Annotated in this window: 27 protein-coding genes; 22 read left to right on the top strand and 5 right to left on the bottom strand. The window is 63.3% G+C overall.

Going from position 1 to position 22,622, the window contains the following annotated elements; all coding sequences use genetic code 11:
- Nucleotides 1-32: 32 nt before the first annotated feature.
- The 4 genes from MKZ91_RS18110 to MKZ91_RS18125 all read left to right on the top strand — a co-directional run bounded on the left by MKZ91_RS18110 (nucleotide 33) and on the right by MKZ91_RS18125 (nucleotide 5,055).
- Nucleotides 33-1,562, top strand: a complete 1,530-nt coding sequence (locus MKZ91_RS18110) for a di-heme oxidoreductase family protein (protein WP_336172454.1) — start codon at nucleotides 33-35, stop codon at nucleotides 1,560-1,562.
- Entirely contained in the window at nucleotides 1,562-2,674 is a 1,113-nt protein-coding gene (locus MKZ91_RS18115; RefSeq protein ID WP_336172455.1) for an imelysin family protein, read from the top strand. The genes MKZ91_RS18110 and MKZ91_RS18115 overlap by 1 nt, the downstream gene beginning before the upstream one ends.
- 208 nt (nucleotides 2,675-2,882) lie before the next feature.
- The gene (locus MKZ91_RS18120) at nucleotides 2,883-3,872 is read left to right on the top strand and encodes a magnesium transporter CorA family protein (protein ID WP_336172456.1); all 990 of its coding nucleotides are present in this window, start codon (nucleotides 2,883-2,885) and stop codon (nucleotides 3,870-3,872) included.
- A 97-nt stretch (nucleotides 3,873-3,969) separates the two neighbouring features.
- The gene (locus MKZ91_RS18125; RefSeq protein WP_336172457.1) at nucleotides 3,970-5,055 is read left to right on the top strand and encodes a DUF1513 domain-containing protein; all 1,086 of its coding nucleotides are present in this window, start codon (nucleotides 3,970-3,972) and stop codon (nucleotides 5,053-5,055) included.
- A 13-nt stretch (nucleotides 5,056-5,068) separates the two neighbouring features.
- On the opposite strand, the gene MKZ91_RS18130 is transcribed toward MKZ91_RS18125, so the two are convergent.
- Nucleotides 5,069-5,623, bottom strand: coding sequence for a GNAT family N-acetyltransferase (locus MKZ91_RS18130; protein WP_336172568.1), 555 nt, complete (start codon nucleotides 5,621-5,623; stop codon nucleotides 5,069-5,071).
- 83 nt (nucleotides 5,624-5,706) lie between these two features.
- On the opposite strand from MKZ91_RS18130, the gene MKZ91_RS18135 reads away from it, so the two are divergent.
- From MKZ91_RS18135 to MKZ91_RS18155, 5 genes are all read left to right on the top strand, one after another.
- A complete protein-coding gene (locus MKZ91_RS18135) occupies nucleotides 5,707-6,159 on the top strand; it encodes a TspO/MBR family protein (protein ID WP_336172458.1) in 453 nt (150 codons plus the stop codon).
- Nucleotides 6,160-6,238: 79 nt separating this feature from the next.
- On the top strand, nucleotides 6,239-6,691 hold the full coding sequence (locus MKZ91_RS18140) for a PaaI family thioesterase (protein ID WP_336172459.1): 453 nt from the start codon (nucleotides 6,239-6,241) through the stop codon (nucleotides 6,689-6,691).
- Complete coding sequence (locus MKZ91_RS18145; protein WP_336172460.1) at nucleotides 6,688-7,326, top strand: 5'-methylthioadenosine/S-adenosylhomocysteine nucleosidase; 639 nt, start codon at nucleotides 6,688-6,690, stop codon at nucleotides 7,324-7,326. The genes MKZ91_RS18140 and MKZ91_RS18145 overlap by 4 nt, the downstream gene beginning before the upstream one ends.
- Before the next feature lie 112 nt (nucleotides 7,327-7,438).
- The gene (guaA, locus tag MKZ91_RS18150) at nucleotides 7,439-9,001 is read left to right on the top strand and encodes a glutamine-hydrolyzing GMP synthase (protein WP_336172461.1); all 1,563 of its coding nucleotides are present in this window, start codon (nucleotides 7,439-7,441) and stop codon (nucleotides 8,999-9,001) included.
- A gap of 12 nt (nucleotides 9,002-9,013) precedes the next feature.
- Entirely contained in the window at nucleotides 9,014-9,757 is a 744-nt protein-coding gene (locus MKZ91_RS18155; protein ID WP_336172462.1) for a class I SAM-dependent methyltransferase, read from the top strand.
- A gap of 203 nt (nucleotides 9,758-9,960) precedes the next feature.
- On the opposite strand, the gene MKZ91_RS18160 is transcribed toward MKZ91_RS18155, so the two are convergent.
- On the bottom strand, nucleotides 9,961-10,407 hold the full coding sequence (locus MKZ91_RS18160; protein ID WP_336172463.1) for a MarR family winged helix-turn-helix transcriptional regulator: 447 nt from the start codon (nucleotides 10,405-10,407) through the stop codon (nucleotides 9,961-9,963).
- Between the two features lie 151 nt (nucleotides 10,408-10,558).
- Here MKZ91_RS18160 and MKZ91_RS18165 point away from each other — a divergent pair, with 151 nt between their 5' ends.
- The 5 genes from MKZ91_RS18165 (at nucleotide 10,559) to MKZ91_RS18185 (ending at nucleotide 13,957) form a co-directional block, all read left to right on the top strand.
- Nucleotides 10,559-11,317 carry an alpha/beta hydrolase gene (locus MKZ91_RS18165; RefSeq protein WP_336172464.1) on the top strand — a complete coding sequence of 253 codons (759 nt, stop codon included), beginning with the start codon at nucleotides 10,559-10,561 and terminating at the stop codon, nucleotides 11,315-11,317.
- Between the two features lie 133 nt (nucleotides 11,318-11,450).
- Entirely contained in the window at nucleotides 11,451-11,780 is a 330-nt protein-coding gene (locus MKZ91_RS18170) for an ArsR/SmtB family transcription factor (protein ID WP_336172569.1), read from the top strand.
- Nucleotides 11,777-12,244, top strand: coding sequence for an SRPBCC family protein (locus MKZ91_RS18175; protein ID WP_336172465.1), 468 nt, complete (start codon nucleotides 11,777-11,779; stop codon nucleotides 12,242-12,244). Before MKZ91_RS18170 ends, MKZ91_RS18175 begins: the two co-directional genes overlap by 4 nt.
- Nucleotides 12,245-12,368: 124 nt before the next feature.
- Complete coding sequence (locus MKZ91_RS18180; RefSeq protein ID WP_336172466.1) at nucleotides 12,369-12,782, top strand: GFA family protein; 414 nt, start codon at nucleotides 12,369-12,371, stop codon at nucleotides 12,780-12,782.
- 263 nt (nucleotides 12,783-13,045) lie between these two features.
- Nucleotides 13,046-13,957 (top strand): alpha/beta fold hydrolase, encoded by a 912-nt coding sequence (locus tag MKZ91_RS18185; RefSeq protein WP_336172467.1) that lies wholly within the window; start codon nucleotides 13,046-13,048, stop codon nucleotides 13,955-13,957.
- Between the two features lie 143 nt (nucleotides 13,958-14,100).
- Here the strand turns inward: MKZ91_RS18185 and MKZ91_RS18190 are convergent, their stop codons facing one another.
- Nucleotides 14,101-14,727 carry a glutathione S-transferase family protein gene (locus MKZ91_RS18190; protein ID WP_336172468.1) on the bottom strand — a complete coding sequence of 209 codons (627 nt, stop codon included), beginning with the start codon at nucleotides 14,725-14,727 and terminating at the stop codon, nucleotides 14,101-14,103.
- A 168-nt stretch (nucleotides 14,728-14,895) separates the two neighbouring features.
- Between MKZ91_RS18190 and MKZ91_RS18195 the strand changes: the two genes are divergently transcribed.
- A complete protein-coding gene (locus tag MKZ91_RS18195; RefSeq protein WP_336172469.1) occupies nucleotides 14,896-15,954 on the top strand; it encodes a succinylglutamate desuccinylase/aspartoacylase family protein in 1,059 nt (352 codons plus the stop codon).
- A 53-nt stretch (nucleotides 15,955-16,007) separates the two neighbouring features.
- On the opposite strand, the gene MKZ91_RS18200 is transcribed toward MKZ91_RS18195, so the two are convergent.
- Complete coding sequence (locus MKZ91_RS18200) at nucleotides 16,008-16,481, bottom strand: Lrp/AsnC family transcriptional regulator (protein ID WP_336172470.1); 474 nt, start codon at nucleotides 16,479-16,481, stop codon at nucleotides 16,008-16,010.
- Between the two features lie 205 nt (nucleotides 16,482-16,686).
- Between MKZ91_RS18200 and tatA the strand changes: the two genes are divergently transcribed.
- The 5 genes from tatA to MKZ91_RS18225 all read left to right on the top strand — a co-directional run bounded on the left by tatA (nucleotide 16,687) and on the right by MKZ91_RS18225 (nucleotide 20,133).
- The gene (gene tatA / locus MKZ91_RS18205) at nucleotides 16,687-17,856 is read left to right on the top strand and encodes a tyrosine aminotransferase (RefSeq protein ID WP_336172471.1); all 1,170 of its coding nucleotides are present in this window, start codon (nucleotides 16,687-16,689) and stop codon (nucleotides 17,854-17,856) included.
- A gap of 8 nt (nucleotides 17,857-17,864) precedes the next feature.
- Nucleotides 17,865-18,497 carry a YitT family protein gene (locus MKZ91_RS18210; RefSeq protein ID WP_336172472.1) on the top strand — a complete coding sequence of 211 codons (633 nt, stop codon included), beginning with the start codon at nucleotides 17,865-17,867 and terminating at the stop codon, nucleotides 18,495-18,497.
- A 126-nt stretch (nucleotides 18,498-18,623) separates the two neighbouring features.
- A complete protein-coding gene (locus MKZ91_RS18215) occupies nucleotides 18,624-18,977 on the top strand; it encodes an ArsC family reductase (protein WP_336172473.1) in 354 nt (117 codons plus the stop codon).
- Between the two features lie 24 nt (nucleotides 18,978-19,001).
- Nucleotides 19,002-19,475, top strand: coding sequence for a Cys-tRNA(Pro) deacylase (gene ybaK / locus MKZ91_RS18220; RefSeq protein ID WP_336172474.1), 474 nt, complete (start codon nucleotides 19,002-19,004; stop codon nucleotides 19,473-19,475).
- A gap of 70 nt (nucleotides 19,476-19,545) precedes the next feature.
- Nucleotides 19,546-20,133: a dual specificity protein phosphatase family protein gene (locus MKZ91_RS18225; protein WP_336172475.1), complete on the top strand. Its 588-nt coding sequence runs from the start codon at nucleotides 19,546-19,548 to the stop codon at nucleotides 20,131-20,133.
- 253 nt (nucleotides 20,134-20,386) lie between these two features.
- On the opposite strand, the gene MKZ91_RS18230 is transcribed toward MKZ91_RS18225, so the two are convergent.
- Entirely contained in the window at nucleotides 20,387-20,842 is a 456-nt protein-coding gene (locus MKZ91_RS18230; protein WP_336172476.1) for a MarR family winged helix-turn-helix transcriptional regulator, read from the bottom strand.
- Nucleotides 20,843-20,924: 82 nt separating this feature from the next.
- On the opposite strand from MKZ91_RS18230, the gene MKZ91_RS18235 reads away from it, so the two are divergent.
- Nucleotides 20,925-21,605, top strand: coding sequence for a glutathione S-transferase family protein (locus MKZ91_RS18235; RefSeq protein WP_336172477.1), 681 nt, complete (start codon nucleotides 20,925-20,927; stop codon nucleotides 21,603-21,605).
- A 49-nt stretch (nucleotides 21,606-21,654) separates the two neighbouring features.
- Entirely contained in the window at nucleotides 21,655-22,575 is a 921-nt protein-coding gene (locus tag MKZ91_RS18240) for an MBL fold metallo-hydrolase (protein WP_336172478.1), read from the top strand.
- The last annotated feature ends 47 nt before the right edge of the window (nucleotides 22,576-22,622 follow it).

Below are 22,622 nucleotides of genomic sequence, written 5' to 3' on the forward strand. Positions count from 1 at the left end.
CGCACCGCCAACGGTGCGGCCCGATCCTCCTGATGAAACCAGGCGCTCCTCGCCTTCTCGCGTTACTTGTTGCTCAGGTCCTTGCGACCACCCTGCCCGCTGCCGCCGGCGACAGCCTTCCGACAGAACGTACAGACCTTAGCAAGGCAGACCGCGCCCGCGTCGAGGCAGTGACCCGCCCGGCGACCGATTTCACCAGCGCAGAAACGTTTGAGGCCATGTCCGGAGGCGCCACCACCTCGATCGCGCCGGTCAATGCCAACAGTTTCGAGCATATCTCGGCCAATCTCGCATCCGAGGACGAGGAGCGTTTCAGGCTTGGCGATGCCTTCTTCGAGAAACTCTGGGTTTCCTCTCCCTCCTCTACCCAGGCCTCCGACGGGCTCGGTCCGCTCTACAACGCCCGGGCCTGCCAGAGCTGTCACCCGAGGGATGGCCGCGGCCGCCCCCCGGAAGGTGCGGTCGACACGACCTCGATGCTGTTTCGGCTGGCGAGGCCGGCGCTCAACGACGCCGAACGCCAGCGCGTCGAGACGCAACAGGTGCTCAATTTCCCCGACCCGGCCTATGGTGCGCAGTTGCAGGACAGCGCCGTGCCCGGTCTTGTCGCCGAAGGGCGCCTGACGATCACCTATACCGAAGAACCCTTCACCTTCCCCGACGGCGAAACGGCGTCCTTGCGGCAACCAAGCTATTCCGTTGCCGACCTCGCCTACGGGCCACTCGATCCGGCGACGACGCTGTCGCCGCGCGTGGCCCAGCCGATGCTCGGACTTGGCCTGATCGAGGCGATCCATGAGGCGGACGTCCTGGCGCTCGCCGATCCCGACGACAGCGACGGCGACGGAATCAGCGGCCGCGCGGGACTGACGCGCGATGCAAAGACCGGTGCGCTTATGCTCGGGCGGTTTGGCTGGAAAGCCCAGAATGCCACGGTGCGCCAGCAGAGCGCCGACGCGCTTGCCACCGATATCGGCATCTCTTCTCCCGACGCCGACCGGCCGCATGGCGACTGCACGCCCACCCAGGCGAAATGCTTCAAGATGGCGACTGGCGTACAGGAGCGGCTTGGTGCGACGGAGGCACCCGATCCGGTGCTCGAACTCCTGGCCTTCTATTCGGAGAACCTCGCCGTGCCGGCTCGGCGCAAGGCGAGTTTTGCCGAAACCCTTGGCGGCAAGAAGGTGTTCTACGACCTCGGCTGCGCGAGCTGTCATCGACCGAAATTCGTCACCCGTCGCGACGCCGCCAACAAGGCGCAGTCCTTCCAGCTCATCTGGCCCTATTCCGATTTTCTGCTGCACGACATGGGCGATGGCCTTGCCGACGGCCAGCAGGTGGGCGTCGCCAGCGGCCGCGAATGGCGCACGCCGCCGCTCTGGGGCATCGGCTTGACGAAGACCGTCAGCGGTCACACTTTCCTGCTGCACGACGGACGCGCCCGCAATTTCACCGAAGCGATCCTCTGGCATGGCGGAGAAGGACAGAAGGCCCGGGATGCCTTTGTCGGCCTTGCCACAGCCGATCGTCGCAATCTCCTTGCATTCCTGGAGTCCTTGTGATGTCCCGCATACGATCATTCGCCCTTGCTCTCGCCTTGAGCGCCGTCGCCTTTCCGGCACTGGCACAGGAGGGGAGCGCGCTTTCCCCCCGGGTCGTCAACGAGACTGCCGTGCCGACCGTAATGGCCAAGGCCGTCGATAATTTTATCATCCCCGGCTATCGCAACCTCACGCAGAAGACTGCGGCGGCAACCGAAGCAACCGCCAAGCTCTGCCAAGCGCCGTCACAGTCGGCGCTTGAGAACGCGCGCGGCGCGTTTTCCGACCTGGTTGGCGCCTGGTCGGTGATCGAGATTGTCAGGCTCGGTCCGGCGCTTGAGCAGAACCGCTTCGAACGTTTCCTCTTCTACCCCGACCGCAAGAGCACAGGCCTGAAGCAGGTCCAGGCGATCCTCTCAAAGAAGGACGAAAGCGCCACCGATGTAGCCAAGCTCAAGGGGAAGAGCGTCGCCGCACAGGGCCTGGGCGCACTCGAGTTCGTGCTCTACGGCACCGACGCCGAGGTGCTTGCGAGCAAGGACGGCGACTTCCGCTGCCGCTACGGCCTGGCGATCACCAAGAACCTCGACGCAATCGCCAACGAGTTCCTGGCAGCCTGGCAGAAGCCGGACGGTATTCAGGCCGCCTGGAAGCATCCGGGTCCTGACAATCCCGAGTTCCGCGACAACAGGGAAGCGGCGACCGAACTGCTCGGCATTCTCGTCCATGGCGTTGAGACCGTGAAGGACCAGCGGCTGAAGCCCTTCTATGAAGGCAAGGATGACAAGGGCCATCCGAAGCTCGCGATCTACTGGCGTTCCGGCAACACCATGGCCTCGATCGCTGGCAATGTCCGGGGGCTCAAGGCGCTGTTCGACGTTGCCGACATGCAGAGCCTGCTGCCGGACGACAGCCGCTCGGTCGCGGGCTCTGCCGATTTCGTCTTCAAGTCGGTGATCGGCATGGCCGGAAACATCGATGGCCCGATCGACGCGGCCCTTGCCGACGAGGACAAGCGCGCCAAGCTTGCCTTCCTTTCGCTAAACACCAACGACCTTCTTGATCGCCTGAACAAGGATTTCGGCGGCGCGATCGGGCTTGGCGCCGGCTTCTCGTTTGCCGACGGCGACTGACAAAAGCAGCCCTTCAGAGCGGGTGTTGACAATCCCGGCTTTTGGGCGCAAAGCGCATCTCGTGTCCGCTCTCGCGGGCGCGTTTCACCACAAGGACCCACTCACAATGAACCCCGACAGTCGAAGTCGAGCCTTCACGCTCACGGCCGTCCGGTCCTGATTGATCAGGGCTTCAGGCGGTCGGATGACTCGCCCTATGGAGCCCAAAATGCTGCGCATCTTCAAAAGCCAGAACAGCCACCTCGTGCTCGTCGACATGCTCGATGGCATCGCCTTGCCGACCCCTGCCATCTGGTATGATCTTCTCAATCCGTCGCCTGAGGAAACGCGGCTTGTCGAGGGCCAACTCGGCATCGAGATCCCGACCCGTGACGAGATGCAGGAGATCGAGCTTTCCGACCGCCTTTACCAGGAAGACGGCGCCGAGTTCATGACCATGACGGCGGCCGCCAAGCTTGACAGCGACTACCCGGTCAAGGTGCCGGTGACCTTCATCCTCAAGGGCACGACACTGGTTACCGTGCGCCATGCGGACCCCAAGCCGTTCCAGACCTTCTCCCATCGGATCCAGAAGGCGAACGGCCAGATCTGCGAGAGCGGCGAACTGGTGATGCTCGGCCTCTTGGAAGCGATCATCGACCGCACCGCGGACGCGCTGGAGCGCGCCGGCAGCGAGGTCGACGCGATCTCGCGCGAGGTGTTCCGCAAGACCAATGCCAGCGCCACCAAGAAGACGCGCGACCTGCAGTCGCTGATCGAGCAGATCGGCCAGAAGGGTGATCTCTTGACCGTCATCCGCGAAAGCTTGGTCAGCATCGGCCGGCTCGTCGCCTATCACGTGGCGCTCGAAGGCATGGGGCCGCGCAAGGCGGGCAAGGAAAGCCGGCAGCGGATCAAGCTGATCCAACGGGACGCAACGTCGCTCGGCGATCACGCGCTGTTCCTGTCGAACAAGATCAACTTCCTGCTCGACGCGACGCTCGGCCTCATCAATCTCGAGCAGAACCAGATCATCAAGATCTTCTCGGTCGCCGCCGTCGTCTTCCTGCCGCCGACACTGGTCGCCTCGATCTACGGCATGAACTTCGGCGTGATGCCGGAGCTGCAGTGGGAGTTCGGCTATCCTGCGGCACTGATGCTGATGGTGATTTCGGCGATCGTGCCGTATTTCTACTTCAAGCGGCGCGGCTGGCTCTGACACCCGAACCGCCGGAGCAGATTAGCGTGAACGGCGGCGCCTTGCGCCGCCGTCCGACAATTGCAGGCAGAGCATTTCCAGTGTTGGAGACAAGGGCATGGCGGCCGCAACGGGTCTGATCGACCGGCGCAGTTTTCTGAAGATGGCGGGCGCCCTTTGGGTAGCGGGCCTTGCGCCCGACCGGGCCTTCGCGCTCGGCAAGACGGACGCGGTCTTTGCCTCCGCCTTCATGGCGCCCAATGGCAGCTACGGCGTTGCGACGCTGACGGAGACAGGCGAGATCATCGACCGCACGGTGCTGCCGGCGCGGGCGCACGGCATGGCCTACTCGCCGGTCAGCCACCGCGCCGTCGCCTTCGCCCGTCGCCCGGGCACCTACGCAATGATCCTTGCGACCGACGGCACGGCCGAACCGGTGGTGATTACCGCGGCAGAGGGCCGGCACTTCTACGGCCACGGCTGCTTTTCGGCCGACGGCAAGCTGCTCTACGCCACGGAAAACGACTTCGCCACCAATCGCGGCATGGTCGGCATCTATGATGGCAGCAACAAATTTGCCCGCATCGGCGAATTCCCGACCTATGGCATCGGTCCGCACGACATGACGCTTGCCGCCGATGGCCACCTGCTCGCCATTGCCAATGGCGGCATCGAGACCCATCCGGATTTCGGCCGCACCAAGCTCAATCTCGACCATATGGAGCCGAGCCTGACGCTGGTCGACACCAGGACGGGCGCACTCGTCCAGAAGCACGGGCTACCCGCGGACCTGAGCCGGCTGTCGACCCGGCACGTCGATATCGGCCCGAAGGGCGAAATCTGGTTTGCCTGCCAGTATGAAGGCGCGCGCAACGAGCTGCCGCCGTTGGTTGGATCCTTCTCCAGGGGCGAGGACCTCAAATTCCTGACTTTGCCCCAACACACGACGGAGGCGCTGGCGAACTATGTCGGCGCGATCGCCGTCAACCGCCGCGAGTGCCTGATTGGTCTGACGTCGCCGAAAGGCGGCGTCGCCGTGACGCTCGATGCCCGCACCGGCGCGGTCTTGAACGAAGAGCGCGTCGCCGATGCCGCGGGTGTCGCCGCCGCCGAACACGGCTTTGCCGTCTCCTCCTATGACGGCCACTTCGAGCGAAAACAAAGCCGCGTCGCCTGGGATCAGCACATCGTTCGATTGGGATAGGGCACAGGCCGGCTCAGGCCGAAAAGCGCCCCTCGCCGGCAAGCTTTGCCAGGTTGTCCCAGCGGTAGGCGGTCTGCTCGTGATTTTCGCCGCCAAGGCTCACCTGACCCTGGCCGACCGCAACCGCGCCCAGATGCTCGTAGAAGGCCCTGTTCGGATTGCTGGAAAGCACCCAGGCAAACAATGACTTCCCGTCCAGCTCCCGGCAGTGGGCAGCGACACTACGCACCAAGCCAGAGCCGATACCGGCGCCTTGGAATTCATCGAGCACATAAAGCGCATAGAGTTCGCGATCGAAACGCGGTGGCATCGAGCGGGCTTTGCCATAGTTGGCGAAGCCGATCACCTTGTTGCTGCTCATGTCGACGGCGACCAAGTGGTAGACCTCGGCGACGCGCATGCGCCGGGCATGGCGCAACGCCTGCTCCTCGACAGTCATGGCGTCAAGGAAGGCGTCGGAGATCAGCCCGCGGAAGGTCGATCGCCAGGTTTCGACGATGACGGAGGCTATCATCATGATGTCGTCGGGGGCGCCCGGCCGAATGTCGATGCGTCGGAAGCTCTTCATGGCACTCATATAGGTCACACATGGACGCTTCGAAACAGCCGGACGGCTGGAAAACGCTGCCTGGCGCTCTATCTGCCGGCGCCATGAACAGACCCCTCGTCTATCTGGTCTTTGTCGCCGCCGTTCTCGGCCTTGGTCTTCTCATCGGTTACAACAACATCCCCGGCGAATGGTATCAGTCACTCAAAAAGCCGACCTTCAATCCGCCGAACTGGATCTTCGCTCCGGTCTGGTCGGTCCTTTACGTGATGATCGGCATCGCCGGCGTTCGTATGTTTCTCGACCATCGACGCAGCGCCGCGATGCGTTTGTGGCTGGCGCAAATGATCTTCAACTTCCTCTGGTCGCCGCTGTTTTTCGGCATGCAGGACATCGCGTCGGCCCTGATCGTCATCATCGCGCTGCTGATTGCGGTTATCACGTTCGTCGTGGCAAGCTGGCAGAGAGACCGCATTTCGGCCCTGCTGTTCCTGCCCTATCTCGCCTGGGTGGCCTTCGCGACCATGCTCAACGGTTCGATTTTCCTCATGAATTGAACTTGTCGTGCCTTGGCGGCCATGCCACTGTCCGCCGACGTGCCGGCAATGATGCCGCCAACAAGGGCTTTTCTCATTGATGGACGAGCGTGATCCCCCCGATTTCCGAAAGCGCATCCGCGACAGTTTCGCGCGGCAGGCGGCCATGCGAACGATCGGCGCCGAGCTAACGCTCGTCGAACAGGGCACTGTCGAAATCGAACTGCCTTTCGACGACAAGCTGACACAACAGCATGGGTTCCTGCATGCCGGCGTGATCTCGGCTGCCATGGATTCGGCCGGAACCTATGCCGCCTATTCGGTGATCGACCCGGACGCCTCGATCCTGACGATCGAGTTCAAGGTCAACCTGCTTTCGCCGGGGCGGGGTGAGCGCTTCCTCTTCCGGGGCGAGGTCACCAAACCCGGCTCGACGATCATCGTTTCGGACGGTCGCGGCTATGCGATCCGCGCCGACGGGCCGGCCAAACTGATCGCCTCGATGACCGGAACGATGATGGTGGTGCGCGGACGCGAGGGAATCGAAGGATGAATTTTGCGATTAAAAACGTCGCCGGCCACAAGGTGCTCTACGTCATGGCCGTCGACGCCGAATATGGGCCGCACCTCAAGGAGCGCATCAAACCGCTGATGACCGGCGTTGGCCCGGTCGAGGCTGCCGTCGTGTTGACGCGCACGCTTGCCGAACTGTCAGCAGAGCGGTCGCTGCCGGATCTGGTCGTCTCGCTCGGTTCGGCCGGCGCGGCCACTCTCGAACAGACCGAGGTTTACCAGGCCGTCTCCGTCGGCTATCGCGACATGGACGCCTCGCCGCTCGGTTTCGAGAAGGGCGCAACACCGTTTCTCGACCTGCCGGCCGTGGTGCCACTGCCGCTCAGGATCCCAGGCATACCCGAAGCCCGGCTTTCGACCGGCGCCAATATTGTCTCGGGCGCCGCCTATGAGACGATCGACGCCGACATGGTCGAGATGGAGACCTTCGCGGTCCTGCGCGCCTGCCAGTCTTTCGGCATTCCTCTGGTCGCGCTGCGCGGCATTTCCGACGGCAAGGCCGAACTCAAGCACGTCAGCGACTGGACGGAGTATCTTCACGTCATCGACGAGAAGCTTGCAGCCGTGATCGACCGGTTGGAGAATGCGGTTTCGAGCGGCGCGATCCGGCTCTAGCTGCCCGTCCCGCCCTGAAACCCCGGAATTGTCGGGGTGCAATTGAATCGTTGCGCTGATGGCGGGCTTTCATTAAAGGCTCGCCATGATCAAGCTTGTTTGAAGGCTTCCAATGACCCAGACAGCCCATCCCGACACCGTCCTCATCGTCGACTTCGGCAGCCAGGTGACGCAGCTCATCGCCCGGCGCGTGCGCGAATCCGGTGTCTACTGCGAAATCGTGCCGTTCCAGTCGGCCGAAGAAGGCTTCCGCCAGCTGAAGCCGAAGGCCGTGATCCTTTCCGGCAGCCCGGCCTCGACGCTCGACATCGGCTCGCCGCGCGCATCCCAGGTGATCTTCGATTCCGGCCTGCCGGTCTTCGGCATCTGCTATGGCCAGCAGACCATGTGCGCCCAGCTCGGCGGCAAGGTCGAGAGCGGCCATCACCGCGAATTCGGCCGCGCCTTCCTGGAGGTCGAGAAGGATTGCCCGCTGTTTGAAGGCCTCTGGTCGGTCGGCTCGCGCCATCAGGTCTGGATGTCGCATGGCGACCGCGTCACCGCGATCCCCGAAGGCTTCGAGGTCGTCGCGACCTCGGCCAACGCGCCCTTCGCCTTCATCGCCGACGAGAAGCGCAAGTATTACGCCGTGCAGTTCCACCCGGAAGTGGTGCACACGCCCGATGGCGCCAAGCTGATCTCCAACTTCGTGCACAAGATCGCCGGCATCAAGGGTGATTGGTCGATGTCGGCCTATCGCGCCAAGGCGGTCGAAGCGATCCGCAAACAGGTCGGCGACAAGAAGGTCATCTGCGCGCTTTCCGGCGGCGTCGACAGCTCGGTCGCGGCACTTTTGATCCATGAGGCCGTCGGCGACCAGCTCACCTGCATCCTCGTCGACCATGGCCTGATGCGCAAGGATGAGGCCAAGAACGTCGTTGCGATGTTCGAGGAGCACTACAACCTGCATCTGCTGCACGTCGACGCGTCCGACCGCTTCATCGGCGAACTCGAAGGCCAGAGCGACCCGGAGACCAAGCGCAAGATCATCGGCCGCCTGTTCATCGAAGTGTTCGAGGAAGAGGCAAAGAAGCTCGGCGGCGCGGATTTCCTTGCCCAGGGCACGCTCTATCCGGATGTGATCGAAAGCGTGTCGTTCACCGGCGGCCCGTCGGTGACGATCAAGTCGCACCACAATGTCGGCGGCCTGCCGGAGCGCATGAACATGCAGCTCGTCGAGCCGCTGCGCGAACTGTTCAAGGACGAGGTCCGCGTGCTTGGCCGCGAGCTCGGCCTGCCCGACAGCTTCATCGGCCGCCATCCCTTCCCGGGTCCGGGCCTTGCCATCCGCTGCCCGGGCGGCATCAGCCGCGAGAAGCTCGAGATTCTCCGCGAAGCCGATGCGATCTATCTCGACGAGATCCGCAAGGCCGGTCTCTACGACGCCATCTGGCAGGCCTTTGCCGTGCTGCTGCCGGTCCAGACCGTCGGCGTCATGGGCGACGGCCGCACCTACGAATTCGTCTGTGCGCTGCGCGCCGTCACCTCGGTCGACGGCATGACGGCGGACTTCTACCACTACGACATGGAATTCCTCGGCCGCGCGGCAACGCGCATCATCAACGAGGTCCGCGGCATCAACCGCGTCGTCTACGACGTAACCTCGAAGCCGCCGGGTACGATCGAGTGGGAATAAGCCGGAAGTTCGATGGCGTCCGACAGGCTCTATGACGATCCGGATCTTGTCGCGTTCTACGACATCGAGAACGGCTGGACCGCCGACAGCGAATATCTGAAGACCATGGCCGAAGGCCGCACCTCGATCCTTGATCTCGGGTGCGGCACTGGCCTGCTTGCCGCAGGACTGGCGCACGGCGGCGGCAAGCGCGTCGTCGGCGTCGATCCGGCCGCAGCCATGCTCGATGTCGCACGACAGAGACCCGGCGGCGACCGGGTGCGCTGGATAGAGGGCGACGGCCGAACAATCCGCCTCGACGAGAGCTTCGACTTGGTGCTCTTGAGCGGCCATGCCTTCCAGGTGTTCCTCACGAGGGACGACCAGATTGCGGCCCTGAAGACGATCGCTGCGCATCTGTCACCCAATGGCCAGTTCGTTTTCGACAGCCGCAATCCGGTGGTCGAGGAATGGAAGGAATGGACCCCGGCCGAATCCGAGCGGGACATCGAACATCCGGTGCTTGGCACGGTTCTCGCCTGGAATGACGTGCGGCACGACCCGCAAACCGGCATCGTCCAGTACGACACGTTCTACCGGATCGCGGACGATCGCACCTATTCGGCGCAGTCGAAGATCGCCTTTCCATCTTACGACGATCTCGTCGCGATGATCGACGAAGCCGGCCTCGTTGTCGAGCGCTGGCTTGGCGGATGGGACGGTCAGCCGTTCACGACGAGGGCTCCGGAAATCATCCCCATCGGCCGGCGCTGCTAGCCGGTTTAGCCCGCCTGCGGCGTCACTGCCGCCCGAAGCACACGCATGAACAGTCTCGCATCCTCACCAAGGTCAGGCTCTGGATGGTCGTCTGGTCGCAGGCGGCGGCGGATGCGTCATCAAGGTGCAAGCGCGTTCATCGGAACGCCTGGCGATCCAGCAGCAATCTTTGCTACGCCGCCGCTTGCTCCGAACTTCGCGCCTTACTTCGCAGCGTCCCGCATCCCGTCGCGCAGTTTGCGGACCTTCTCATTCAGATCGATCATCTCCGGCACGGTGAAACCCGAGTGCTCGAGCAGGGAAGCGGTCAGGCACCCCGTCTTCACGTGGAGACCGCGCCCCTTCGTCGTCAGGTGAACCTCCACAAGCCGCTCGTCGACCGTGCTGCGGTGCCGGCCGAGAAAGCCGGCAGTCTCTAGTCGTTTGACGGCAGGCGTGATCGTGCTCGGCTCCAGGCCAAGCCGATCGGCGATCGCCGAGATCGTCAGGCCGTCCTTTTCCCACAGCGTGCTCAAGACAAGATATTGGGTGTAGGTCACGCCGAGCGCGTCGAGCATCGGCTTGTAGACGCGGTTGATGGCGATCGATGCCGAATAGATCGAAAAACAGAGCTGGCTATCCAGCGGCACGGTTGTGGGATCAGTGGACATCTGGGACTCCTAAGAATGCGCAGCGCGTTTTCTGCTGCAAAAATCAATATCGCGATAATTAATATCTTTACAAGAAAACCGAGTCGGCGTACACGATAATTATCGCGATAATGATTTTCGCGGAAATAACAGAAATCAAAGGAGACCCGAAATGCTCAAGTCCCTCATCGCTGCCGCCGCTTTCGCCCTCTCCGCAAGCGCGCTCACGCCGGCCCAGGCCGCCCCCGTCACCAAGAATGTCGTGCTCGTCCATGGCGGCTTCGTCGATGGCTCCGGTTGGCAGGGCGTCTACAACATCCTGAAGAAGGATGGCTACAACGTCACGATCGTCCAGAATCCGACGCTTTCGCTGGCCGACGACGTCGCCGTCACCAAGCGTGCGATCGCCGCGCAGGACGGCCCGGTTGTGCTCGTCGGCCACTCCTATGGTGGCGTGGTCGTTTCCGAAGCCGGCACCGACGAAAAGGTGAAATCCGTCGTCTATGTCGCCGCCTTCGCACCGGACAAGGGCGAGTCCGTTTCCTCGCTCATCGCCAACCCGCCGGCCGGCGCTCCCGTTCCGCCGATCCTGCCCCCGGTCGACGGCTTCCTGGCGCTCGACAAGGCGAAGTTCGCTGCAGCCTTTGCGGCCGACGTCGACCCGGAGATCGCAGCCTTCATGGCCGACTCGCAGGTACCGTGGGGCGTCGAAGCGGCGGCCGGCGCCGTCACCGCTCCCGCCTGGAAGGAAAAGCCGAGCTTCTACCTGGTCGCGACCGACGACCACATGATCCCGCCGGCTGCCCAGCGCCAGATGGCAAAGCGCGCCGGCTCGACCGTGGTCGAGACCGCTGGCAGCCACGCCGTCTACGTCTCGAAGCCCGAGGCCGTCGCGGCACTGATCGCGCAGGCCGCGCAAGCGAGCGAATAATCACAGTCCCTACCGCGGCCACGTTCGCGGCCGTGCGCAGCAAGAAGGGGCGGTCCAACGGACCGCCCCTTCTTGCTGCGCATTTTCAATAGCATTGACTAATCAATCAGTGTGCGCTAATAGTTTTCTCATGATGATCGAAACCGCCCCCATTACCACCGTCATGCGCGCCCTTGCCGACCCGACCCGGCGAGCCGTGTTCGAGCGCATCACCAATGCCGACGAAATCACCGTGGTCGAGCTGACGCGCGGCAGCGGGGTGACGCAGGGCGCGATTTCCCAGCACCTCAAGTCGTTGAAGCAAGCCGGCCTCGTGGCCGAACGGCCGGAAGGACGCAACGTCTACTACCGTGCCGAGCCCGAGGGCCTGGCGCCGCTCGTCGACTGGATGAGCCACTACGGCAGCTTCTGGCGTGACCGCTTTGCCAACCTGCGCACTCTTCTCAAGGAGATCGATCCATGACCGACGCCGCAGCCCTGAAAGTCGAGACGCAGGACATCGTCATCGACGAAGTGTTTCCCCATGCACCTGAGACGATCTGGAAGACGCTCACCGACGGCGAGTTGATGGGCCGCTGGATCATGCCGCCCACGGGGTTTGCCCCGATCGAAGGCACCCGTTTCACCTTCCAGACGACACCGGCCGGTGCCTGGGACGGAACGATCCATTGCCAGGTGCTGGAGGTCCTTCCCCATGAGCGCTTCGTGTATGCCTGGAGAGGTGGGGATGAAAGCAATGTCGGCTACGGTTCCCGCCTCGACACGGTCGTCACCTTCACGCTGACGAAGGTCGATGGCGGAACCCGCCTACGCCTCGTGCATTCGGGCTTCGTCAGGCCGAAGAACGACACCGCCTTCAGCAACATGAGCAACGGCTGGCCGAAAGTACTGTCGCGCCTCGGTTCGCTCACCGACGAACAGAACTAGCGGCAGCGCCGGACCGGTCGGCTCGACAAGTCTCACCGGCCCACAGACACCACAACACCCGAAGGGTCGGCGTCGCGCATCGCGCCACGCCAGGCTTCGGCTGTGCCCGAAACAGGAGGAAGACATGGGCAAGTCCTACATCGGCGGATGCGCCTGCGGCGCCATCCGCTACGAGATTTCCGGCGAACCGGTGTTCTCGAACGACTGCCAGTGCCGCGACTGCCAGCGCGAGAGCGGCACCGGGCACGGATCGCACCTGACATTTCGCCGCGACGGCGTGACGCTGCAAGGCGAAGCCACGCACTGGGACATGGTTGCCGACAGCGGCAACGTGAAGACGCGTGCCTTCTGCCCCACCTGCGGCTCACCCGTCTACATGACCTTTGCCGCCATGCCGGAATTCTTCACCGTGCGGGCTGCAAGCCTCGACGACCCGAGCCGCTACAAGCCGGAGGTCGTGACCTATGTGGTGCGCGGGCATGACTGGGACCATCACGATCCGGCCCTGCCAAAATTCGAGCGGATGCCGCCAATGTAGAATCGTCGTTGACGGCCATCGAAGGCTGGTGCCTCGGCACGCACCCCGCCTCCCCTGCCGCCGGCTCGGGAGGCTTGCCACGTCGCCGGCTTTCCCTGAACCTCAGGCCATCCGTCGCTGCAGGCGATAGATGGACAAGGTTGTGTCGTTCGGCAATGGCGAACAATAGCTCCGCTTTCCGGCTACTAGTTCGAACATCGGCCCAATGTCATCTTCTGCCCGTCGAAACGCCATTCGGCAAACCCGCAAACAGGAGAGACAGAATGCTTCGTTCCCTCATCGCCAGCGCCGCCATCGCTGTTGCCGCCCCAGCACTGGCCGACGTTCCTTCTTTTCCAGCGAACTTCACCACCCAGAATATCGCCACCAACGGTACCATGCTCCACGTTCGCGTCGGCGGATCGGGGCCAACCGTCGTGCTGCTGCACGGTTATGGTGAAACCGGTGACATGTGGGCGCCGCTGGCCGAAGAGCTTGCCCGCGATCACCGCGTCATCGTGCCCGATCTCAGGGGCATGGGCCTCTCGCAAAAGCCTGAAACCGGCTACGACAAGAAGAACGAAGCCAAGGATATCGCCGGCGTGCTGGACGCCTTGAAGGCGGACAAGGCGGACGTTGTCGCGCACGACATCGGCAACATGGTCGGCTACTCCTTCGCCGCGCAGTATCCCTCCCGGACGACAAAACTCGTGCTCATGGACGCGCCGCTGCCCGGTATCGGCCCCTGGGAGGAAATCCTCAAGAGCCCGCTGCTCTGGCACTTCCGTTTTGGCGGACCAGATATGGAGCGGCTGGTTGCGGGTCGCGAACGCATCTACCTCGACCGCTTCTGGAACGAATTCTCCGCCGATCCGAAGAAATGGGACGAGCAATCGCGCGAACATTACGCCAAGCTCTATGCCCAGCCCGGAGCGATGCGCGCCGGTTTTGCTCAGTTCGCAGCCTTCGACCAGGACGTGATCGACGACCAGTCTCTGTTGCAGCAGGGCAAGCTTAACATGCCGGTGCTGGCCGTCGGTGGCGAAAAGTCCTTCGGACCGACAATGGCCGTTGTTGCCCGCGCGGCGGCCGACAATGTCACCGGCGTGGTCATTCCGGCATCCGGACACTGGTTGATGGAAGAACAGCCGGAAGCGACGGTGAAGGCGATCCGCAGCTTTCTCGATGCCGAATAACCGCAACGTGTGAAACGCGGCCAGCCTCGGCCCGATTTTCCTGACCACTCTCGCCGCGCGCCCTTTCGGACGCGCGGCGAGAGCGATCCGGGTCAACCCTGCACACCTCCAACGCTTGGCTCGTTGGGCCGAGCGAACCATGCTTACGCCGGCGGAATGAATGCCTGGCTGATCTCCTCGAACACCGCGAGCGCCTCCAGTTTCTGCGCATGCGCCTGTAAGTGCGGGTAATGCGCGACCGCGACGAGCCCGGGATGGACGTCGTTCAGGAACCGCAGGACAACCGCGACGGCGATATCGGCATGGCCGATGTGCTCGCCGAACCAGTACGCGGGTCCGCCCTCTGCACGGCTCGCTTCGAGCACCGCGAGCGTCTCCTCGATCTGCCTGCGGCAACGATCGACCCAGAGGGCCGAGACTTCGCCGTGCAAGCGTCGCTCGTAGAAAAGGCTGACGGCCTTGTCGCCCAGTCCGGTTGCGAGCGTGGCGATCCTCAGGGCCCGGTGTCGCGCCGGCTCGGCTCGCGGGAACATGGCCCGATCGTCAGATACGAGGCTGTCGAGATAGTCGAGAATGACGTGGCTGTCAGTCAGCGCCAGCCCGTCGTCCAGAACCAGGGTCGGCACCCGCGTCAGAGGATTATAGGCGCGGATCTGGTCCGCATCGGCAAAGGACGACCAGGGGCGGTGTTCAAACGCAATGCCATAGAGGGTAAGCGCAATCCCCACGCGGCGGACGAACGGCGAGTCATATTGGCCGATCAGGATCATTTTTCAGTGCCCTGTCTGTGCTGGCGGTTTGAGTGAGAGAATAAGGCTCAGGATCTCAAAGCCAAAGCGCGATTTGAGCACCCGATAGCAGCCCCCCAGTTCTTAGCGACTTGCGGAGCGCTGGCGGAATGCCGATAAGCCCCCCAACAAACGATACGGGAGGACATCATGGACATTTCCGAAATCATCATCGCCGGCGATACGCCGGGTATCGAGTGGCGCCTGCCGGTCTTTCGTTTCAAGGGCAGGACCGTCGCGGCACCGAAGACCTATATCCAGGCAGCGCTGCATGCCAACGAGTTGCCGGGCACGGCGCTTGCGCATTTCCTGGTTGAAAAGCTGCAGCAGGCGGAGAAGAACGGCGCCATTCTCGGCGACATCACCGTCGTGCCGCAGGCAAACCCGATTGGCACGGCGCAGTCACACTTTGGCGAGTTGCAGGGACGTTTCGATCTCGGCTCACGCACCAACTTCAACCGCGACTTTCCGCTGATTGCGCTTTCCGACCGAGACAGCCTCATCGACGATCTCGACCGCTTTTCGGCCACCGACCGGCTGAAACGGCAACTGTTGCACATGGCGCTTGGCGCCGACCTGATGCTTGATCTTCACTGCGACGACGAGGCGCTGCAATACGCCTATATCGATGACGCGTTCTGGCCGGAAGCAGGCGATCTCGCTGCAGCGCTCGACATGGAGGCGGTGTTCCTGTCCGATGGCGAGAGCTCTGCCTTCGAAGAGGCCGTCGCCTATGCCTGGAAATACGAAACCAGCCAGAAGAAGGCGCGGCTTCCCGGTCGCCTGTCGGTGACGGTCGAGCTTCGCGGCACGCGTGACGTCTACCCGGAGATCGCCCGCAAGGATGCCGAAGGGGTCTTCCGCTTCCTCGCCGCCCGCGGCGTACTTTCCGGCGAAGATGAAACGCTCCCGCCATTTGCCGGCGTCGTCGCGCCGCTCGACAATATCGAGATGATCCGCGCGCCGGAGGCGGGCGCAATCCTGTTCCATCGCGACATTGGCGAAAGTGTAAGAGCCGGGGACCTGCTGGCGACGATCCTTGCGCGTCCGGGCCAGATGGGCGGCGCGCTCGAGGTGCGTGCCCCGCAGGACGGGCTGATCGTCACACGCGTCTCGACGCGCCTGGCGCGCCGCCGCTCGGACCTGATGAAGATCGCCTGCGCCCGGCCCTCCGGCACCGTGCGCAAGCCGGGACCGCTCGAAGCCTAAACGCCATTCCAGAGGCGTCGACGGCTTTCCACGCCGAAGGGATGCAGCGGCCGTCACGCCACCGTGGCGGCCGTCATCTTCGGACTGTCGAGCAGAATGGTCGAACGCAGCGTCTTGATCTCGGCGACCTGCTCGAACTCGCTCCACAGCAACCGCTTGTAGTCTGCCACGTCTCGCACGGCGATCTTCAAGAGAAAGTCAAAGTCGCCGGCGACCGTGTGACACTCCACCACCTCCGGCATGCGCGAGACGAGCTCGATGAAGCGCTGCCCGACCTTGCTTGCGGTGCGCTCGAGCGTCACTTCGACAAAGGCCTGGAAGCCGATGCCGGCGGCCTTCGGGTCGACAACGACCGTCTGTCGGATGACACCTGAGGCATAAAGCCTGGCAAGGCGGCGCGACAGTGGCGCCGGCGAGAGACCGACCCTCGCCGCAAGCTCGTTGTTGCTCAGCGACGCATCTTCGACCAGCAACCGGATGATCCGCCGGTCGACCTGATCCAGTTCCAACGACACCTTCTCGACCATGCCCAAACCCTATTTGCGCAAATTCGCAAATGATATGCACGATTTTGCGCAAACAGCCCATCGTCAACATTGTATCCGTGGCAAAAATCGCATCGATTTTGCGCTGATCCTGACTTAAGAAGAAGACGGGGCGGCCGGCCAGCGGCAGCCAGCACGCTTTCTCTACCGATATTCGCATCGCTGCCACTCAAGGGGGAATTCCGGCATGTTCGACGCTCTGACCCGCCAACCCGACGATCCGTTGCTGGCCCTGATCGGGCTCTATCGAAAGGACGAACGCCCCGGAAAGGTCGATCTCGGTGTCGGCGTCTACCGCGACGAAACCGGCCACACTCCGATCTTCCGCGCCGTCAAGGCGGCCGAGGCACGCCTGCTCGAGACCCAGGACAGCAAGGCCTATGTCGGCCCGGAAGGCGATCTCGTTTTCGTCGACCACCTCTGGACACTTGTCGGCGGCGACACCGTCGATCGCAGCCACGTCGCGGGCGTCCAGACGCCGGGTGGCTCCGGTGCGCTCCGGCTTGCGGCCGACCTCATTCGCCAGATGGGTGGCAAGCGCATCTGGATCGGGCTGCCAAGCTGGCCGAACCATGCAAGCATCTTCAGGGCTGCCGGTCTCGAAACCGCAGGCTACCCGTTCTTCGATGTGCCGTCGCAGGCCGTGCTCTTCGACAGCATGATGACGGCGCTGCAGGGGGCTTCCGCCGGCGACGCCGTGCTGCTGCATGCGAGCTGCCACAACCCGACCGGCGGCGTGATTACCGAAGCGCAGTGGATGGAGCTTGCCGCCGTCATCGCCGAGCGCGGCCTGCTACCGCTCATCGACCTTGCCTATCAGGGTTTCGGTCGCGGCCTCGACGAGGATGTCGCCGGCCTTCGCCACCTCATCGGCGTCGTGCCCGAGGCGCTTGTCGCCGTCTCCTGCTCCAAATCCTTCGGTCTCTACCGCGAGCGCGCCGGCGCCATCTTTGCGGTCACGAGTTCGTCTTCCTCGGCCGATACGGTCCGCTCCAATCTCGCGGGCCTGGCGCGCACCAGCTATTCGATGCCGCCGGATCATGGTGCGGCCATCGTGCGCATGATCCTTTCAGATCCCGAACTTAAGCGCGACTGGCAGGCAGAGCTCGAGACCATGCGGCTGCGCATCACCAACATTCGCCGCGCGCTTGCCGAAGGCCTGCGCGACCGCTGGCAGGCGCTTGGCGCCGTTGCCGGACAGGAGGGCATGTTCTCGCTTCTGCCACTCGCCGAGGCCGACGTCATGCGGTTGAGAAGCGAGCACGGCATCTACATGCCGGGCTCGGGCCGCATCAACATCGCCGGCCTGAAGACCGCCGAGGTGGACGGCGTCATCGCAAAATTCAAGAACCTCTGAGAACCACGATGGCCGAGCGACGCATTGACGCGACCAAGATCCCGACCGATCGCCACCAACTCTATGAGGATGCGCTGGCGATCCTGACGGGCACGCTGATCATGTCGCTCGGCGTCATCATCTACAGCAAGGCGATGCTGCTCACGGGCAGCACCTCGGGCCTGGCGCTGCTTTTACAGTATGCAACCGGGGCCGAGTTCTGGCTGGTCTTCTCGCTCGTCAACCTGCCGTTCTACGTGCTGGCGGTCAAACGGCTCGGCTGGATGTTCGCGTTGCGCACCTTTCTGGCCGTCAGCCTGGTCGCACTGTTTTCACGGCTCACGGCCGGCTGGGTAGAGTTCGCAAGGCTCGACCCGATCTATGCGGCTGTTGTCGGCGGCGGGCTGATGGGCACCGGCCTGCTCATCCTCTTTCGCCATCGCACCGGGCTTGGCGGCATCAACATCCTGGCGATCTATCTGCAGGAAAAATTCGGCATCCGCGCCGGCTATTTCCAACTGGGCGTCGACCTAGCCATTCTTGCCGTGGCCTTCTTCGTGCTGCCGCCCGCAAACCTCGCCCTGTCCGTCATCGGTGCCGCCGTCGTCAACATGACGCTGGCGATCAACCACAAGCCGGGGCGCTATGCCGGCGTGACCTGAAGCAACGTTGCCGTCTTCCCTCGGACGGGCGGGGGCGCTATCACTCCTGCCACTTTGTGAAATTGTGCGATTCCGGACGGTTGCGTCCGTTCCCCGGAATTGCCGTGAGCGGTCCAGGGGCATGGCATGACAGTCACGATTTACGGCATCAAGAACTGCGACACGATGAAGAAGGCGCGCACCTGGCTCGAAGGCCGGGGCATTGCCCATCACTTCCACAACTACAAGGCTGAAGGTATCGACCGCCCGCATCTCGAGCGCTGGTGCAAGGAAGCCGGCTGGGAAACCGTGCTCAACCGCGCCGGCACGACCTTCCGCAAGCTCGACGACGCCGACAAGCAGGGTCTTGACCAGGAAAAGGCGATTGCGCTGATGCTGGCGCAGCCGTCGATGATCAAGCGCCCGGTGCTCGAGGCCGACGGCAATCTTTTGGTCGGCTTCAAGCCGGATCTCTACGAGGCCGTGCTCGCCAAAGCCTGAAGCCTCTCTTTCGGAGCGAAAGCAATGTCGAAGACCACGCGCGCCACGCAGACGCTCGCAAAGGCCGGCGTCACCTTCAGCGTCCATACCTACGACTACGACCCCAACGCCGAACGCGTCGGCCTGCAGGCGGCCGAAGCGCTTGGCGAGGATCCGAGCCGGGTGCTGAAGACGCTGATGGCGGAGGTCGACGGCAAGCCGGTGTGCTGTGTCGTGCCCTCCGACCGGGAGGTGAGCATGAAGAAGCTCGCCGCCGCCTTCGGCGGCAAGTCGGCCGTGATGATGAAACCGGCGGATGCCGAGCGGCTGACCGGCTACCATGTCGGCGGCATCAGTCCGTTCGGCCAGAAGAAGCTGGTGCCGACAGCTATCGAGGAAGCCGCGCTTGCCGAGCCGCAGGTCTATATCAATGGCGGCCAGCGCGGGCTGCAGGTGCGGCTTCAGCCGCGCGACGCCCTGGCCGCGTTGAAGGCGATCGCCGCCCCGCTCATCGCCTGATCTTCGCCATCAAAAGATCACGGATGCCCTGTAGCAGCGGACGAGAGCAGGCTCGCTCCGAGGTTACATCATGGCATCTGCAAATCGTCTGCGCGCGAAACGCCTCTTGAAGCGTCTCGCCGCCGTTACGGCTGCGCTTGGCGCGAGCCTGGCTCTCTATCTTGTAGGCTTGCAATGGACCGGCAATTTCCACACGCTTGTGGCCGGCGAAGTCTACCGTTCGGCGCAGCCGACGCCGGACGCGATCTCGGCCTATTCCAAGGCCTATGGCATCCGCACCATTCTCAATCTGCGCGGCGCGAAAACGGACGAGCGCTGGTACCGCGATGAAGTTGCCGCCGCCGAAAAGAACGGTATCCGGCTCATCAACTTCCCCATGTCAGCCTCGGCCGAAATCGACCGCAAGGAAACCGACGCACTGATGGCGATCCTCAGGGACGCGCCAAAGCCGCTGTTGATCCACTGCAAGGCCGGCGCCGACCGCACCGGCCTCGTCTCGACGATCTACCTGCAGCAGATTGCCGGCGTCGACGAGGAGACGGCCGAGTGGCAACTTTCGCCGCTCTATGGCCACCTCGCCCTGCCCTATCTTTCCGGTACCTTTGCCATGGACGAGACCTGGGAAGCGCTGGAGAAATCCTTCGGGTTGAACAGCTAGGCGGCGACGACGCCTAGCTCAGCCGCTCCCCCTCATCCGGCCTGCCTGCCACCTTCTCCCCGCTAGCGGGGCGAAGGAGACTCGCGGCACCCGCCCGCCTCGACAACTGCACTTTTAGGTTTCCTCCCTCATGGGTTCCGCTCAGAGCGTTGCGAACGAGGCATGTCGCTCTTCCCGTATACGCAGAGAGGGTTAGTCCTCGGGTTAAACCCGAGGAGCGGAGCCGATCTGATCGCCGTCCGGACGTCACAAACTACTTGAGCTTTGCCAACAGCGCCGCCAGTTGCCGTGCCTCGGCCTCAGTCAATCTGGCGCCGACATGCGCCTCGATCGATGGGCCGTACGTCAGCCACATGCGTTCGCGCATCGCCCGGCCAGCCTCGGTGATGACAACCCATTGCCCGCGCCCGTCGGCATCGAAAGCCTCGCGGCGGACCAGGCCTTCCTTGACGAGGCGATCGATCAGGCGGGAGAGATTGTATTGCGCAAGCAGCGTGCGCGCCTCGATCTCGAAGGGCCGCAGCCTGCCTTCTTCTGCCTGAACCAGTTCCCACAGCACGTCGTACCAGCCAAGCGGCGGCAGGGCAGCCGTCTTGAAATCGGCCTCGATGCGGGCAAGCACGCGTTCGCGGGCGCGCATCAAGCCGACCCAGGCCGCGGTCGTTTCCGGTCCCGGGCGCTTGCCGTCATTTTTTTCGTTGTCGCTCATTGATGCAATTACATCCATCTTGAAAACCGACGCAAGCCCACATACATGCAATTGCATCTACTTCAGCAACCGGGAGACCGCGATGTCCACCACGCTTACCCTCGTCAGCCACCATCTCTGCCCCTACGTGCAACGCGCCTCGATCGCGCTCGACGAAAAGGGCATCCGCTTCGAGCGAACCAACATCGACCTCAAGGCCAAGCCCGACTGGTTCCTGAAGATCTCCCCGCTCGGCAAGGTGCCGCTGCTGCAGGTGCCGACCGAAAGCGGCGAAACCGTGCTGTTCGAAAGCTCGGTCATCGCCGAATATGTCGATGACTCCCAGGACGGCCCCAGGCTTCACCCGGAGAACGCCCTGGAGCGCGCCCGCCATCGCGGCTGGATGGAATTCGGCTCGTCTATCCTTTCGGATCTGTGGGGTTTCGAAACCGCCAAGGATGCGCAGACCTACGAAGATAAACGCAAGGCGCTGGGCGCCAAGTTCGCGACCGTCGAGGCGGCGCTGGGTGAAGGACCGTATTTCGCCGGAAGCGTGTTTTCGCTTGTCGATGCGGTGTTCGCGCCGATCTTCCGCTATTTCGACCTGTTCGATACGCTGGCCGACCACGGCATTTTCGACGGGCTCGAACGCGTCCGCGCGTGGCGCAGCGCGCTTGCCGCGCGGCCGAGCGTCAAGGCAGCGGTGACCGCCGACTACGGCGATCGGCTGATGACCTTCCTGAAGGAGCATGACGCCTATCTGCTGCGCACCGGCAAAGCATGATCGGAAAGCAGCGATGATGCCATTCTTCAGTTTGGCGCGAGACTGGCCTATGACGGTGCCGAGCCTACTGGAGGAGCACGACGTGACGGACATGACCTCGACCCTGACGATCCTGGAACCCTACCCCGGCATCTATGCCTATTTCGACGGGCGTGTCGCCGGGGTACGGCTTTACTCGGAGGCGTCGAATTGGCTCGATGATGGCGCCTATGAGCTTGGTGTCGCCTCCTATGCCATCGTCGACAGCCGCGAAGCCTTGGTCTACGACACCCATATCTCCCTCGACCACGCCCGGGCGATCCGCGGGCATCTCGAGGGCCTCGGCGTTACCTCGATCCGTGTCGTGCTCAGCCACTGGCACAAGGACCACGTGGCGGGAAATGCGGTCTTTGCCGATTGCGAGATCATCGCGCTCAAGCTGACAGCCGAGCGACTTGCCGACAACCGCGAAAAGATCGAGGCGGCGACGCCGCCGATCCAGCCCCTCGTCATGCCCAACCGGCTGTTCGACGGGAAGCTCGCGCTTACCGTTGGCAAGCGGCAAGTGGAATTGCACCATTTCGCCATTCACAGCGCCGACGGCAATGTGATCTGGCTGCCGGACGAAAAGCTGCTGCTTGCCGGCGACACGCTCGAGGACAGCGTGACCTATATCAGCGAAGCCGACCAGACGGCGACGCACGTCGCGGAACTGAAGCGCCTGCGGCAATGGCCGATCGCCAGGATCCTGCCAAGCCACGGCGACCGCGATCGCATCGCCGGCGGTGGCTACGGGCCGGAACTGATCGATGCCAATCGCCGTTATATCGAGCGATTGACGGATACGCTCTCGGTCGGCGCCGCGGTTGGCAGACTCAAGGAGTTCGTCGCCGAGGAGATCGCCGCGGGCGCGATCCTCTATTTCGAGCCCTACGAGACTGTCCACCAAAGCAATATCGAGCGGGTGCAGGCCGTTCTCGCGACGAGTTGAACTGAAGAGCGGCATGATGAGCCACCTTCAATTTCGCCGCAAAGCGC

Source organism: Ensifer sp. MJa1 (assembly GCF_037026475.1).
In the GTDB taxonomy this organism is placed as follows: domain Bacteria; phylum Pseudomonadota; class Alphaproteobacteria; order Rhizobiales; family Rhizobiaceae; genus Ensifer.

Coding starts and splice junctions, on each gene's coding strand:
- MKZ91_RS18110 (WP_336172454.1), top strand. CDS start 33: ATGAAACCAGGCGCTCCTCGCCTTCTCGCGTTACTTGTTGCTCAGGTC.
- MKZ91_RS18115 (WP_336172455.1), top strand. CDS start 1,562: ATGTCCCGCATACGATCATTCGCCCTTGCTCTCGCCTTGAGCGCCGTC.
- MKZ91_RS18120 (WP_336172456.1), top strand. CDS start 2,883: ATGCTGCGCATCTTCAAAAGCCAGAACAGCCACCTCGTGCTCGTCGAC.
- MKZ91_RS18125 (WP_336172457.1), top strand. CDS start 3,970: ATGGCGGCCGCAACGGGTCTGATCGACCGGCGCAGTTTTCTGAAGATG.
- MKZ91_RS18130 (WP_336172568.1), bottom strand. CDS start 5,623: ATGAAGAGCTTCCGACGCATCGACATTCGGCCGGGCGCCCCCGACGAC.
- MKZ91_RS18135 (WP_336172458.1), top strand. CDS start 5,707: ATGAACAGACCCCTCGTCTATCTGGTCTTTGTCGCCGCCGTTCTCGGC.
- MKZ91_RS18140 (WP_336172459.1), top strand. CDS start 6,239: ATGGACGAGCGTGATCCCCCCGATTTCCGAAAGCGCATCCGCGACAGT.
- MKZ91_RS18145 (WP_336172460.1), top strand. CDS start 6,688: ATGAATTTTGCGATTAAAAACGTCGCCGGCCACAAGGTGCTCTACGTC.
- guaA (WP_336172461.1), top strand. CDS start 7,439: ATGACCCAGACAGCCCATCCCGACACCGTCCTCATCGTCGACTTCGGC.
- MKZ91_RS18155 (WP_336172462.1), top strand. CDS start 9,014: ATGGCGTCCGACAGGCTCTATGACGATCCGGATCTTGTCGCGTTCTAC.
- MKZ91_RS18160 (WP_336172463.1), bottom strand. CDS start 10,407: ATGTCCACTGATCCCACAACCGTGCCGCTGGATAGCCAGCTCTGTTTT.
- MKZ91_RS18165 (WP_336172464.1), top strand. CDS start 10,559: ATGCTCAAGTCCCTCATCGCTGCCGCCGCTTTCGCCCTCTCCGCAAGC.
- MKZ91_RS18170 (WP_336172569.1), top strand. CDS start 11,451: ATGATCGAAACCGCCCCCATTACCACCGTCATGCGCGCCCTTGCCGAC.
- MKZ91_RS18175 (WP_336172465.1), top strand. CDS start 11,777: ATGACCGACGCCGCAGCCCTGAAAGTCGAGACGCAGGACATCGTCATC.
- MKZ91_RS18180 (WP_336172466.1), top strand. CDS start 12,369: ATGGGCAAGTCCTACATCGGCGGATGCGCCTGCGGCGCCATCCGCTAC.
- MKZ91_RS18185 (WP_336172467.1), top strand. CDS start 13,046: ATGCTTCGTTCCCTCATCGCCAGCGCCGCCATCGCTGTTGCCGCCCCA.
- MKZ91_RS18190 (WP_336172468.1), bottom strand. CDS start 14,727: ATGATCCTGATCGGCCAATATGACTCGCCGTTCGTCCGCCGCGTGGGG.
- MKZ91_RS18195 (WP_336172469.1), top strand. CDS start 14,896: ATGGACATTTCCGAAATCATCATCGCCGGCGATACGCCGGGTATCGAG.
- MKZ91_RS18200 (WP_336172470.1), bottom strand. CDS start 16,481: ATGGTCGAGAAGGTGTCGTTGGAACTGGATCAGGTCGACCGGCGGATC.
- tatA (WP_336172471.1), top strand. CDS start 16,687: ATGTTCGACGCTCTGACCCGCCAACCCGACGATCCGTTGCTGGCCCTG.
- MKZ91_RS18210 (WP_336172472.1), top strand. CDS start 17,865: ATGGCCGAGCGACGCATTGACGCGACCAAGATCCCGACCGATCGCCAC.
- MKZ91_RS18215 (WP_336172473.1), top strand. CDS start 18,624: ATGACAGTCACGATTTACGGCATCAAGAACTGCGACACGATGAAGAAG.
- ybaK (WP_336172474.1), top strand. CDS start 19,002: ATGTCGAAGACCACGCGCGCCACGCAGACGCTCGCAAAGGCCGGCGTC.
- MKZ91_RS18225 (WP_336172475.1), top strand. CDS start 19,546: ATGGCATCTGCAAATCGTCTGCGCGCGAAACGCCTCTTGAAGCGTCTC.
- MKZ91_RS18230 (WP_336172476.1), bottom strand. CDS start 20,842: ATGAGCGACAACGAAAAAAATGACGGCAAGCGCCCGGGACCGGAAACG.
- MKZ91_RS18235 (WP_336172477.1), top strand. CDS start 20,925: ATGTCCACCACGCTTACCCTCGTCAGCCACCATCTCTGCCCCTACGTG.
- MKZ91_RS18240 (WP_336172478.1), top strand. CDS start 21,655: ATGACGGTGCCGAGCCTACTGGAGGAGCACGACGTGACGGACATGACC.